13 protein-coding genes are annotated in these 13,792 nt (G+C 37.9%); 10 read left to right on the top strand and 3 right to left on the bottom strand.

Annotated features, from left to right (window positions below; translation table 11 throughout):
* On the bottom strand, positions 1 to 582 hold the full coding sequence (gene plsY, locus K1I43_RS07150; RefSeq protein WP_019416518.1) for a glycerol-3-phosphate 1-O-acyltransferase PlsY: 582 nt from the start codon (positions 580 to 582) through the stop codon (positions 1 to 3).
* Positions 583 to 717: 135 nt separating this feature from the next.
* Between plsY and K1I43_RS07145 the strand changes: the two genes are divergently transcribed.
* The 7 genes from K1I43_RS07145 (at position 718) to treR (ending at position 10,055) form a co-directional block, all read left to right on the top strand.
* Positions 718 to 1,122, top strand: a complete 405-nt coding sequence (locus tag K1I43_RS07145) for a CoA-binding protein (RefSeq protein ID WP_019416517.1) — start codon at positions 718 to 720, stop codon at positions 1,120 to 1,122.
* A gap of 122 nt (positions 1,123 to 1,244) precedes the next feature.
* Positions 1,245 to 3,218, top strand: coding sequence for a DNA topoisomerase IV subunit B (parE, locus tag K1I43_RS07140; protein WP_019416516.1), 1,974 nt, complete (start codon positions 1,245 to 1,247; stop codon positions 3,216 to 3,218).
* 4 nt (positions 3,219 to 3,222) lie between these two features.
* Positions 3,223 to 5,619, top strand: a complete 2,397-nt coding sequence (gene parC, locus K1I43_RS07135; RefSeq protein ID WP_136260191.1) for a DNA topoisomerase IV subunit A — start codon at positions 3,223 to 3,225, stop codon at positions 5,617 to 5,619.
* A 65-nt stretch (positions 5,620 to 5,684) separates the two neighbouring features.
* Positions 5,685 to 6,074, top strand: coding sequence for a PilZ domain-containing protein (locus tag K1I43_RS07130; RefSeq protein WP_050982314.1), 390 nt, complete (start codon positions 5,685 to 5,687; stop codon positions 6,072 to 6,074).
* A 161-nt stretch (positions 6,075 to 6,235) separates the two neighbouring features.
* Entirely contained in the window at positions 6,236 to 7,639 is a 1,404-nt protein-coding gene (treP, locus tag K1I43_RS07125; RefSeq protein WP_019416514.1) for a PTS system trehalose-specific EIIBC component, read from the top strand.
* Position 7,640: 1 nt separating this feature from the next.
* The gene (gene treC / locus K1I43_RS07120; protein WP_019416513.1) at positions 7,641 to 9,305 is read left to right on the top strand and encodes an alpha,alpha-phosphotrehalase; all 1,665 of its coding nucleotides are present in this window, start codon (positions 7,641 to 7,643) and stop codon (positions 9,303 to 9,305) included.
* A 27-nt stretch (positions 9,306 to 9,332) separates the two neighbouring features.
* Entirely contained in the window at positions 9,333 to 10,055 is a 723-nt protein-coding gene (treR, locus tag K1I43_RS07115; protein ID WP_009361225.1) for a trehalose operon repressor, read from the top strand.
* A 26-nt stretch (positions 10,056 to 10,081) separates the two neighbouring features.
* Here treR and rpmG read toward each other — a convergent pair whose 3' ends face one another.
* The gene (gene rpmG, locus K1I43_RS07110) at positions 10,082 to 10,231 is read right to left on the bottom strand and encodes a 50S ribosomal protein L33 (RefSeq protein WP_019416512.1); all 150 of its coding nucleotides are present in this window, start codon (positions 10,229 to 10,231) and stop codon (positions 10,082 to 10,084) included.
* Between the two features lie 97 nt (positions 10,232 to 10,328).
* On the bottom strand, positions 10,329 to 11,177 hold the full coding sequence (gene speE / locus K1I43_RS07105; protein ID WP_009361226.1) for a polyamine aminopropyltransferase: 849 nt from the start codon (positions 11,175 to 11,177) through the stop codon (positions 10,329 to 10,331).
* Positions 11,178 to 11,421: 244 nt separating this feature from the next.
* Here speE and K1I43_RS07100 point away from each other — a divergent pair, with 244 nt between their 5' ends.
* The 3 genes from K1I43_RS07100 to K1I43_RS07090 all read left to right on the top strand — a co-directional run bounded on the left by K1I43_RS07100 (position 11,422) and on the right by K1I43_RS07090 (position 13,775).
* Positions 11,422 to 12,246 carry a formate/nitrite transporter family protein gene (locus K1I43_RS07100; RefSeq protein WP_136260192.1) on the top strand — a complete coding sequence of 275 codons (825 nt, stop codon included), beginning with the start codon at positions 11,422 to 11,424 and terminating at the stop codon, positions 12,244 to 12,246.
* A gap of 94 nt (positions 12,247 to 12,340) precedes the next feature.
* A complete protein-coding gene (gene purU / locus K1I43_RS07095; RefSeq protein WP_100215837.1) occupies positions 12,341 to 13,240 on the top strand; it encodes a formyltetrahydrofolate deformylase in 900 nt (299 codons plus the stop codon).
* Positions 13,241 to 13,400: 160 nt separating this feature from the next.
* Positions 13,401 to 13,775: a replication termination protein gene (locus tag K1I43_RS07090; RefSeq protein ID WP_026011447.1), complete on the top strand. Its 375-nt coding sequence runs from the start codon at positions 13,401 to 13,403 to the stop codon at positions 13,773 to 13,775.
* Positions 13,776 to 13,792: the final 17 nt, after the last annotated feature.

Genomic DNA, 13,792 nt, shown 5'->3' with positions numbered 1-13,792 from the left:
CTATAACCACTTCACTTTCGGTTCTGTTTTGTTTAAAATGCGTTTTATGTTTGCTCGGTGGCGATAAAACACAAAAAGTGTCAATAACGTGACGACAATGCGTAATGGAATATCGTCTGTCCATATGAATGCATAAGTGGTGGCATACACGCCCGTTAACATAGATGAAAGCGAAACGTATTTTGATACATACAAGATGAGAAAAAAGACAGCTAACATCGTCATAAAAAGGACGGGTGAATAAAATAGCAACACTCCACCAGAGGTCGCAACCGCTTTTCCACCGCGAAATTGTGCAAACACCGGATATGTATGACCAAACACAGCAAACATCCCTGTAAGAAGCGGATGAACATCTACATGAAACAATACAGGTAAGCTTGCAGCTAACGTTCCTTTTAAAATGTCGGCAATTGTCACAATTAATCCCGCTTTTACACCGAGCACGCGAAATGTATTTGTTCCGCCTAAATTACCGCTCCCATGTTCACGTATGTCAATTCCGTATCCGATTTTCCCAACAAGTAGCGCGAACGGAATCGAACCAAGTAAATAACCGATGATCATAAGCAAAATGGACATTATAAGCCCCCTCTACTTCATTCGTATTTCCTTTATAAAGGTCATGTTTTTATTGTAACATGCTTTTTTAAAAAATGAAGGCAGGATTATTTTTTTGCATGAAGAAATACTAGGTTATTACAAGGAGGGAATGAGATGAGTTTAAATCGTGAACAAATCAAACAAATTTTAAATAAGGCAAAACGAATTGCTGTCGTAGGATTGTCAGATCGTCCGGAACGTACATCGTACATGATCGCAAAAGCGATGAAAGAAGCAGGATATGAAATCATTCCAGTTAACCCGCTTATTAAAGAATGGGAAGGTATTCCGGCTGTTGCTACGTTAACGGATATTGAAGGACATGTCGATATTGTGAATGTGTTTCGTCGCTCTGAACATTTACGTGAAATTGCTGAGCAATTTGTACAAATAGATGCGGACGTGTTTTGGGCGCAATTAGGTGTATATGATGAAGAGGTGTACCGTGATTTAACTGAAAAAGGTTATACTGTGGTGATGGATCGCTGCATCAAAGTAGAACATGCGCTCACACGTTAAAAACGACCATTCTTTTTGTAATGGTCGTTCTTTTTCTTCATGACGTTGGACGTTTTCCGAATGTATGTTAAAATAGAGAAAGTCGAAAAAATAGAAACAAATGTTCTTGTTGTGAAAGGGGAATGATTGTGACAGATAAACAACTTCTTACATATAACGAAGATACCATTCAAGTATTAGAAGGATTAGAGGCTGTTCGTAAGCGGCCAGGGATGTATATAGGAAGTACAGATAGTCGTGGTTTGCATCATCTTGTATATGAAATTGTAGATAATGCCGTTGACGAGGCGCTTGCTGGATATGGAAAGCGCATTGTTGTGACGATACATAATGATCAAAGCATTAGCGTTCAAGATGAAGGACGTGGGATGCCTACAGGTATGCATAAGCTAGGAAAGCCAACGCCAGAGGTTATTTTAACTGTATTACATGCAGGCGGGAAATTTGGTCAAGGTGGATATAAAACGAGCGGTGGTTTGCATGGGGTTGGTGCCTCTGTTGTTAATGCTTTATCAGAATGGTTAGAAGTGACGATTCAACGTGACGGTTTCATATATTACCAACGGTTTGAACATGGTGGGAAGCCTGTTAGTACACTTGAAAAAATTGGAGAAACAAAGCGAACAGGAACAAAAATTCGCTTTAAACCAGATCCAACGATTTTTAGTACAACAACGTTTCATTATGAAACGATTAGCGAACGTTTGAGAGAATCTGCATTTTTATTAAAAGGATTGAAAATTGAATTACACGATGAACGGTCGGGATTAAGTGATACATTTTATTACGAAAATGGAATTGAAGCGTTTGTACAATATTTAAACGAGGAAAAAGATGTATTGCATCCGGTTGTATTTTTTAGCGGCGAGCAAAGCGAGATTGAAGTAGAGTTTGCCTTTCAGTTTCATGATGGATATGCAGAACATATGCTTTCGTTTGTGAACCACGTGCGAACGAAAGATGGAGGAACACATGAAATCGGAGCTAAAACGGCAATGACTCGCGTGTTTAATGAATATGCACGAAAAGTAGGTTTATTGAAAGAACGAGATAAAAACTTAGAAGGCACAGATATTCGTGAAGGATTATCCGCGATCATATCTGTCCGCATTCCAGAAGCACTGTTGCAATTTGAAGGACAAACGAAAGGGAAACTAGGAACACCTGAGGCGCGTTCGGCGGTTGAAGCGGTCGTTAGCGAGAAGCTAACGTACTTTTTAAATGAAAATCCAGATATCGCCACATTGTTAATTAAAAAAGCAATTCGGGCGTTTCAAGCGCGTGAAGCAGCACGAAAAGCTCGGGAAGAAGCACGTTCTGGAAAAAAGAGAAAAGGAAAAGAACATGTATTAAGCGGAAAGTTAACACCTGCTCAAACACGAAATCCACAAAAAAATGAATTGTATTTAGTCGAGGGAGACTCGGCGGGTGGCTCAGCTAAACAAGGACGTGATCGTCGTTTTCAAGCTGTATTGCCTCTTCGCGGGAAAGTCATTAACACAGAAAAGGCGAAACTAGCTGATATTTTTAAAAATGAAGAAATTAACACAATTATTCATGCTATTGGCGGCGGTGTGGGGGCTGATTTTTCGCTCGATGATATTCACTATGATAAAGTCATCATTATGACTGACGCAGATACAGATGGGGCACATATTCAAGTGTTGTTGTTGACTTTCTTTTACCGTTACATGCGACCACTCATCGAAGCTGGTAAAGTGTTTATTGCCCTTCCACCACTTTATAAAGTAAGTAAAAAAGTTGGTAAAAGAGAAGTGATTGAATACGCATGGACCGATGAACAACTGCAATCTATTTTAAAAAGGATCGGTAAAGGATATACGATTCAACGTTACAAAGGGCTTGGTGAAATGAATGCTGATCAATTATGGGAAACGACGATGAATCCAGAAACGCGGACGCTTATTCGTGTTCGTATTGATGATGCAGCACGTGCAGAACGTCGTGTAACAACATTGATGGGCGATAAAGTAGAACCGAGGAGAAAATGGATTGAGTCTAATGTGCAATTCGGTTTAGAGGACGATATGAATATTTTAGAGAACGATCATGTGATGACAACTGAGGAGGAATAAGAGCATGGAACGTGTATTAGATTTACCGTTTGAAGATGTGTTAGGGGACCGATTTGGTCGGTATAGTAAATATATTATTCAAGAACGCGCCCTACCTGATGCACGCGATGGATTGAAGCCAGTGCAGCGTCGCATTTTATATGCAATGTATGTGGACGGAAATACGGCCGATAAACCGTTTCGCAAATCAGCGAAGACTGTCGGAAATGTTATCGGTAATTTTCATCCACATGGTGATTCTTCTGTATATGAAGCGATGGTGCGCATGAGCCAAGAATGGAAAGTGAGAAATGTACTGATTGAAATGCACGGGAATAATGGAAGTATTGATGGAGACCCACCCGCAGCGATGCGTTATACAGAAGCCAGACTATCTGCAATCGCATCTGAATTGTTGCGCGACATCGATAAAGAAACGGTAGAATTTGTACCAAACTTTGATGATACGAGCAAAGAACCTGTTGTATTGCCAGCGATGTTTCCCAATTTACTTGTCAATGGTTCAACAGGCATTTCAGCAGGTTATGCGACAGAAATTCCACCACATCATCTAGGAGAAGTAATTGATGCAGTGATTATGCGCATTGATCATCCGACTTGTACAGTTGATGATTTAATGACCGTATTAAAAGGTCCGGATTTCCCGACGGGTGGCATCATCCAAGGAAAAGAAGGCATTAAAACGGCCTACGAAACAGGAAAAGGGAAAATTATTATTCGCGCTAAAGCAACGATCGAACAAGGGAAAGGCGGCAAACAAGCAATTGTGATTACGGAAATCCCTTACGAAGTCAATAAAGCGAATTTAGTTAAAAAAATTGATGAATTGCGTCTTGAAAAAAAGTTGGACGGAATTGTTGATGTGCGTGATGAAACAGATCGCACAGGTTTACGCATCGTTATCGAAGTGAAAAAAGACGGCAATGCAGAAGGTATTTTAAACTATTTGTATAAAAATACTGATTTGCAAATTACGTACAATTTCAACATGGTTGCCATCCATGAGCGTCGTCCGAAGTTATTAAGCTTGCCGCAATTATTGGATGCGTATATTGAACATCAAAAAGAAGTGGTCGCGAATCGTTCCCGTTATGAATTACGAAAAGCAAAAGAACGGGCTCATATTGTTGAAGGGCTAATGAAAGCGATATCGATTTTAGATGAAGTAATCGCAACGATTCGTGCTTCCAAAGATAAAAAAGATGCAAAAGCAAATTTGATGAATCGCTATGAATTTACAGAGCCTCAGGCGGAAGCGATCGTCACATTACAGCTGTATCGTTTAACGAATACAGATATTTATGATTTGCGTGAAGAAGCAAACGCATTGAATCATAAAATCGAAGAATTAACGACCATTTTAGAAAGTGAGAAAAAGCTATTATCTGTGATTAAAGCCGATTTAAGAAAAATGAAAAAAACGTATGCAGATGAACGAAGAACGACGATTGAAGAAGAAATAAAAGAAATTAAAATTGAAATGAATGTCGTTGTTCCTGAGGAAGATGTCATTGTTACCGTCACAAAAGATGGGTATATTAAACGAACAAGTATTCGGTCTTATAGCGCTTCTAACGGACAAGATATCGGCATGAAAGAGGGCGACAGATTGCTCGGTATGTTTGAAATGAATACGACACATACGTTGTTGTTGTTTACAAATAAAGGTAATTATCTGTATTGCCCTGTTTATGAACTTCCAGATATTCGTTGGAAAGATATCGGTCAACATATTTCTAATATGATTTTGCTTGATCGTGATGAACAAATTACTAGTGTTATTCCAGTTACAGATTTTTCTCACGGATATGTTTTATTTATTACAAAACAAGGGTTTGTGAAAAAAACGAGTCTCGTTCATTATAAAGCGCAACGATACTCTAAACCGCTTGTAGCGATTCGACTAAAGGAAGATGATGAAGTTGTAAACGTGTATCAAACAGACGGCACAGGCCGTATATTCCTCGTCACGCAATACGGGTACGGTTTATTGTTCCAAGAAGAAGAAATCGGAGAAGTGGGCGTTCGAGCAGCTGGAGTGAAAGGAATTCATCTGAAAGAAGGAGATTGCGTCGTTTCTGGCCAGCAAGCAACTGAAGAAAACGTTATTCTTGTAACAAAACGTGGAGCAGTAAAAAAAATTGCACGAACAGAACTCGAGCAATCTACACGCGCAAAACGTGGGCAACTTCTCATTAAGGAAGTAAAAACGACTCCACATCGATTAGTGAGCTGTCATTTCCTTTCTCATGGATATGTGATTTTAAAGACGGAGAAAGGAATCATGGAAGAGGTTTATGTCGACGAATTGCGATTAAGTGATCGATACGGCAATGTAACGTACGTGCTTGATTGTGAAGAAGTTGGTCATGTTACGGAGACGTGGGTGAAATGGTCATAACTCCCTTGAATTCCTTCGTTTTTTCAATTATATTGAAGAAGGAATAGTTTTCATATGGGGGATTTATGATGAGATTTAAACGACAAGAACCTTTCCGATATCAATTTGGTCAACCGATTCCGTGCACGTTCCGTATTACACGCATTGGAGAACGGGAGGTAGAAACGGATAAAGGAGCGGCTGAAATTCACGATATTAGTCCGCGTGGCATTCGCATGGAAACGAAGTTACATTTACCTATCGACTCTGCCAAAGGTGAAATGGAAGTGGAGTTACAGTTTACAATTGTTGATCAACCGATAACGGTACGCGGCGTTGTCATTTGGAAAAAAACATATGCAAATGAATTTCAATACGGTATATCATTAGAGATTTCTAAACAAGAAGAAATGCAGTTAATCGGAGAAATTAAAAGACATGCGGCGATGTATGTTCGGAAAAAAGAAAGCAAATAAAGAGGATGTCCATATGATATGGGCATCTTTTTTATTTGAAAAATGTTTGAAAGCGGTTGACTAACTTGTATATACAAGTTAAAATAAAAACAAACAAGTCGACTTGTATATACAAGTTTATAAAAAGATGTGTAAACGCTTCAACGAAGGAGGAGTAGAAGATGCGACAATCTGTTGAGAAAATTGTCCAAGCGGTCGGTGGGAAAGAAAATATTATTGCTGCGACACATTGCGTCACACGTCTTCGCTTTGCGTTAAAAGATGAAGGAAAAGTTGACAAAGAAGCATTAGAAAACATTGATATTGTGAAAGGGTCATTTTCAGTCAATGGCCAGTTTCAAGTAGTGATTGGTCAAGGATTAGTGGAAAAAGTATATAACGAAATGATTGAAATGACCGATCTCGGTCGAGCGACAAAACAAGACATTAAAGACGCTGCGGAAAAAAAATTAAATCCGCTACAACGGGCCATTAAAACGTTAGCTGACATCTTTATTCCGCTTTTACCTGCTATCGTCACAGCTGGTTTATTGATGGGATTAAATAACATTTTAACAGGCCCAGGAATTTTTTATGAAGGAAAATCAGTTGTTGATGTTCATAAACAATGGCGCGATTTTGCTGATATGATTAACTTAATTGCCAATACAGCGTTCGTCTTTTTACCTGGATTAATTGGTTGGTCAGCTGTTAAAAAATTTGGTGGAAGCGAGTTACTCGGAATTGTACTCGGACTTATGCTTGTTCATCCAGCGTTATTAAATGCATGGGCATACGCTTCAGCTGTGCAAGAAGGAACAGTGCCATATTGGAATTTATTTGGATTTGATATTCAAAAAATCGGTTATCAAGGCCAAGTATTACCTATTTTAATTTCATCATATGTGTTAGCGAAATTAGAACAATTTTTGAAAAAACGTATTCCGGAATCATTTCAATTGTTGCTTGTCGCTCCAATTGCATTGCTTGTAACAGGGTTTGTTTCTTTTATCGCAATCGGTCCTGTGACGTTTGGTGTTGCAAACGCTTTAACAGATGGTCTTGTTGCTTTATTTGATCGTTTTGCAGCGTTAGGTGGGCTTGTATATGGAGGGCTATACGCCGTTCTCGTTGTCACAGGCATGCACCATACGTTTTTAGCGGTAGACTTACAATTGATTGGTAGCACAGGTGGGACATTTTTATGGCCGATGCTTGCGTTATCGAACATCGCTCAAGGTTCCGCAGCACTTGCGATGATGTTCGCTACAAAAGATGAAAAATTAAAAGGTTTATCGTTTACATCGGCTGTATCTGCTTACTTGGGCATTACGGAGCCAGCAATGTTTGGTGTAAACTTACGATTCCGTTATCCGTTCATTTCAGCGTTAATCGGTTCTGCCATTGCGGGAATTTTTATTACGATCAATAAAGTGCAAGCTTCGTCTATTGGTGTCGGTGGATTACCTGGATTTTTATCGATTTTTCCTGAAAAATGGGCACCGTTTTTCATCGGCATGGCCATCGTCCTTATCGTTCCATTTACGTTGACGTACATTTTCGCAAAAACGAAAGGCGGTAAGTAAAATGCATCCATGGTGGAAAACAGCAGTCGTGTATCAAATTTATCCAAAAAGTTTCAAAGATACAAATGGCGATGGAATTGGTGATTTGCAAGGAGTTATACAAAAGCTTGATTATTTACAAACTCTCGGGGTTGATGCCATCTGGCTCACCCCCATTTACGAATCTCCACAGCGTGACAATGGATATGATATAAGCGACTATTATCGAATTTATGAACCATACGGTACGATGGAAGACTTTGAAAAACTTATTGAAGAAGCGCATAAGCGGAATATAAAAATTGTGATGGATATCGTTGTGAACCATACGTCAACAGATCATGAATGGTTCCAACAAGCTCGCTCATCTAAAGATAACCCGTATCGTCATTTTTACATTTGGAGAGATAAACCAAACAATTGGCAATCGAAATTTGGGGGATCAGCTTGGGAGTATGATGAACAAACAGGACAATATTATTTACACTTGTTCGATGTTACACAAGCTGATTTGAACTGGGAAAACGAAGAAGTGCGTAAGCGTGTATATGACATGATGCATTTTTGGTTACAAAAAGGAGTAGACGGCTTCCGTTTAGATGTCATTAATTTAATTTCGAAAGATCAACGATTTTTAGACGATGATGGATCTATTCCCCCTGGAGATGGAAGAAAATATTATACAGACGGTCCACGCATTCATGAATTTTTGCAAGAAATGAATCGAGAAGTATTTTCAAAATACGATATGATGACAGTAGGAGAAATGTCATCAACGTCTATTGATCATTGTATTTTATATACAAATCCTGATCGTCATGAACTGAATATGACATTTAATTTCCATCATTTAAAAGTCGACTATCCAAATGGAGAGAAGTGGGCAGTTGCTGATTTTGATTTTTTACAGTTAAAAAAGATTTTATCAGAATGGCAAGTGAACATGCATCAAGGCGGTGGATGGAACGCATTGTTTTGGTGCAATCATGACCAGCCACGCATCGTTTCTCGTTATGGGGATGATGGACGTTATCATAAACAATCAGCAAAAATGTTAGCGACAACGATTCATATGATGCAAGGCACCCCTTTTATTTATCAAGGTGAAGAGATCGGAATGACCGATCCAAAATTTGAACAAATCGATGATTATCGAGATGTCGAATCATTAAATATGTACCGAATATTAAAAGGACAAGGAAAAAGTGAACAAGAGGTATTGCATATTTTACAGCGAAAATCTCGTGACAACTCTCGAACACCAATGCAATGGAGCGATGAGCGACACGCGGGATTTACAACTGGAACACCTTGGATTTCTGTCGCGCGCAATTATGAAGAAATTAATGTTCAACGAGCGTTACAAGATCCAACGTCTATTTTTTATCATTATCAAAAACTAATTCAGTTGCGTAAACGATACGACATCATTACGACAGGGGATTACGAACTCATTTTAGAAGACCATCCTTCGATTTTTGCATATATACGTAACGGAAACGATGAAAAACTTGTTGTGATTAATAATTTTTACGGACAAGAAACGTTGTTTGAATGGCCAGAACATGTAGACATCACAGAATATAAAAGCGAAATATTATTATCGAACTATGACGACTCGCCAAGTGATTTTACAAAAATGATGTTGCGTCCGTATGAATCCATTGTTTATTACTTGAAAAAATAATGGTAAAATATTTTTCGGTGATAAACAATGAGTGAAAATAAATATTTATCCATTTATAATGACTTGTTATCGAAAATTGAAAAGGGAATATTTAAACCTGGAATGAAAATTCCTTCTGAAAATCAGCTCGTTGAACAATATGAGACATCTCGTGAAACGATTCGCAAAGCGCTCAATTTACTTTCGGAACATGGGTATATTCAAAAAATTAAAGGAAAAGGTTCCATTGTATTAGACGTTCGTAAATTCGATTTCCCGATTTCGGGCTTGATTAGTTTTAAAGAATTAGCACAAAAGTTAGGAAAACCTTCGCGAACGATTGTTGAGCAACTTGAAGTGATGAAACCCGATGACATGTTAAAAAAACATCTCCACGTGACGGCAAGAGATGACATTTGGAAAGTAGTACGCGTGAGAGAAATTGAAGGCGAGCGCATTATTTTAGATAAAGATTTTTTTAACAAAAAATTTGTTCCGTTTTTGTCTAAAGATATATGTGAGCGCTCCATTTATGAATATTTAGAAAAAGAATTGCAATTAAAAATTAGCTTTGCCAAAAAGGAATTTTTCGTCGAAGAGTGTACGGATGAAGATCGAAAGTATTTACATGTTAAACAATATACGCACGTTGTTGTCGTGCGGAATTATGTTTATTTAGATGATGCGAGTTTGTTTCAATATACAGAGTCCCGTCATCGTCTTGATAAATTTCGCTTCGTTGATTTTGCGCGGCGCATTCATTTGCATTAAAAATAATCCGTGGCATATGCCACGGATTATTTTGTTTCACGATGTAACGTATGGCGCTTTAGGCGAGAACAATATTTTTTTAATTCTAGCCGCTCTGGATTGTTGCGCTTATTTTTCGTTGTTATGTAGTTACGATCCCCAGTTTCTGTGCATTGTAAAACGACTTTGACACGCATGTTTCGTCCTCCTCAAAAAGATAATAGTAATCATTACGTTTTGTATCGTAATATAAAAAAGCTTGTTTGTCAACAATCGTAGCCGGAATGATTCCGACTACGATTGGAGATGTTCTTTCATAAATTGTGGGAGACGGAAGCATTGGTTTAATACATCCGCATTTGCGTATTTCGTTTGTTTTGTGAATGTATTGAGTCGTTCAAATGAAATAGGTTGTTTACTACCAAGTGTAAAGCTCCATAGCCCGCCAGGATATGTTGGAACAGTAGCTGTATATACGTGTACATGCGGGAATAAATGACGAATATTTGTATATGTTTGTTTCAATACGTCCATATGAAAAATAGGGGATTGGCTTTGACAAACCATCATTCCATCTTCTTTGAGCGCTTCATGCACACTTTTGTAAAAATCGTATTCAAATAATACTTGTGCAGGGCCAATCGGGTCGGACGAGTCAATAATAATGACATCGTACGTATTCACACGGTCTTTCACAAATTGAACCCCATCTTTATATATATATTGCACACGTGGGTCCGAAAGATTTCCAGATACTTCAGGTAAATGTTCTTTACATGCTTGAACAACAAGTTCATCGATTTCGACAAGATGTATTTCTTCTACCTCTTCATATTTCGCCACTTCACGAGCTGCGCCGCAATCGCCCCCGCCAATAATTAAAACTTTTTTCGGCGACGGATGAAGAGAAAGAGGAACATGTGCGATCATCTCGTTATAAATATGACCATCAATGGAAGTGGTTTGTACAACTCCGTCAAGTACGAGCATTCTTCCGAAGTCGTATGAGTCTAAAATCATGACATGTTGAAATGGTGAATGCTCTGAGTAAATGATTTCTTTAATGCGATAACTAATTTTTAAATTTTCACGTTCATCTTCTGTTAACCATAATTGACCATTTTGTTCTTTTATGTAGTTCATAACTTCCTCCTCTAACGATGTATTTGTACACCTTTTTTATATTAATATATTTCTGCATGAGTTTGCAAAGGGTGAGAACAACATGTGCAAAAATTGCAATAGTCTTTTTTTTCGCAAACGTTTACAAAAATAAAGTGTTGACAGTTCTTTTAACATTTACATCAATTCGTTGAAAAACGTAAGGAAGAGGAGTAGGATAAATTGTGAAAAACATCACAAAAACAGAAAGAGAAGTGAGGAAATGATGGACGCTTTACAAACATGCAAAGAGCTCGCATTAAAAAAACGATCCATTTTGCAAACATCACCGCTTCAATATATGATTCGTGCTGCTTTAGCAGGTGTATATATCGGTTTTGCTCTTGTTCTTTGTGTACGGGTTGGTCAATACTTTTATGAAACACATTCACCAGCCACTTATTTAGTAAGCGGCATTTTCTTCGGGATTGCCCTTGTGCTGATTATGTATGGTGGGGCAGAATTGTTTACAGGAAATACGATGTACTTTACGGTTAGTACCTTGCAAAGAGAAACGACGATTGGAGACACCCTTCGTAACTGGATCGCATGTTATAGCGGGAATTTGCTCGGTGCTGTTTTCTTTGCTTTTTTAATTGCGCAGTCAGGAATTTTTCATGATCTTCCGATGGATCATTTACTATTTGCAATTGCATTGAAGAAAATGCATGCAACAACGTTACAACTATTTATAAAAGGGGTTTTATGTAACTGGCTCGTTTGTTTAGCTATTTTTATTCCGATGCAAATGAAAGAAGATATCGCAAAAATATTTGCTATGATTTTAATTGTTTTCGTCTTTTTTGCTTCTGGATATGAACACTCGATCGCAAATTTCGTTATTTTCTCCCTTGCATTAGCTGTTCAACATCCTGATACGATTCATGTGGCAGGAATCGTCCATAACATCATACCTGTAACGCTTGGCAATATTGTCGGTGGGTCGTTATTTATGGGGGCGTTATACACGTATCTTTCATCTTCTTCTGCTAAACAATCTGCTCCCACATGGAAAGGGGCTTTTGGCGTACGAAAAATAATGAATAAGTAAGAAAAATAGTCGAGATATGTTCTCGACTATTTGTTTATTTGTTATAATATTGGCTATTATTTATTTCATTTTTCGTTTTATAGGGGGAGTTATGATGTATTTTCAACAAAAACACGCACAAAAGTTTATGGACAAATATAAAGATCGGGCCCGCTTGCTTATCTCGTGCCCAGACCAACCTGGAATTGTTGCAACTGTCACCACTTTTTTGTATGAACAAGGAGCCAATATCGTTGAGTCGAGTCAATATTCGACAGATCCTGAAGGTGGTACATTTTTTTTACGAATTGAGTTTGATGCTCCGAATATATTAGACAGAAAAGGGGAGATGGAGAGAGAGTTCGCAACGATTGCACAACGTTTTTCAATGAAATGGCGATTGAGTTTACATACACACATAAAAAAGGTAGCGATATTTGTTTCGAAAGAAGAACATTGCTTATTAGAGTTATTGTGGGAATGGCAAGCCGGTGAATTGCTTGCAGATTTCTCTCTCGTCATCAGCAACCATGAACAAATGAGAGAAACGGTAGAGTCATTCGGTATCCCTTACTATTACATACCAGTGACAAAAGAAACAAAACAAGAAGCAGAAGAAAAACAAATACAGTTGTTAAAGGAACATGATATTGATGTCATTGTGCTTGCTCGTTACATGCAAATTTTATCACCTCGTTTTGTCGAAACGTTTCCAACGCAAATTATTAATATTCACCATTCGTTTTTACCGGCGTTTATCGGTGCGCGACCATACGAGCAAGCTTATCGACGTGGAGTAAAACTCATCGGCGCCACGTCTCATTATGTGACAGATGATTTAGATGAAGGACCAATTATTGAACAAGATGTGGAACGAGTTGATCATAAACATCATGTAGAAGACTTGAAGCGAATTGGACGCATGATCGAAAAAACAGTCCTCGTTCGCGCATTAAAATGGCATTTAGAAGATCGTGTTATCGTTCATGAAAATAAAACAATTGTATTCAAATAAAGAAGAGGAGCTTCTCTTCTTCTTTTTTGTAAAAAATTGATATCATAAAACTATGTTCTAAATAAAAACTGAATAAAAATAAAAATGTTCAATTATAATGGAAATATAGAAGGATTTTTCTTTTAATTAAAGAATGTGTCATATGAGAGGAGGAGGAAAGATGAGCGAAAAAAGAAAACCGAGCGGATTTTTATTAAAGCAACGCGCATTTTTAAAGCTATATTTAATTACTTTAACCGAACAAGAACGATTGTACGGACTTAAGTTGTTAGATGTACTTCGTGAAGAATTTCATCCGTTTGGATACCGACCAAATCATTCCGAAGTGTACAAAGCACTACACGATTTAATTGAGGACGGGATTTTAGAACAAGTGAAAAAGAAAAAAGAAGGGATGAAATATCAAGAAGTTGTTTATTACCGTTTTACTGAGGAAGGATATAAAAAAGCACAGCTATATAAGCGGCAATTAAAAACAGAATTAGATCGTTGTGAAGCGCTTATTCGTAAAGCCATTAAAGATAATTTTAGTTGACAATAAGATCATATTTC

The organism is Anoxybacillus sp. ST70 (assembly GCF_019553625.1).
GTDB classification, from domain to species: domain Bacteria; phylum Bacillota; class Bacilli; order Bacillales; family Anoxybacillaceae; genus Anoxybacillus; species Anoxybacillus gonensis.
This window is presented reverse-complemented; position numbering and strand designations above follow the sequence as displayed.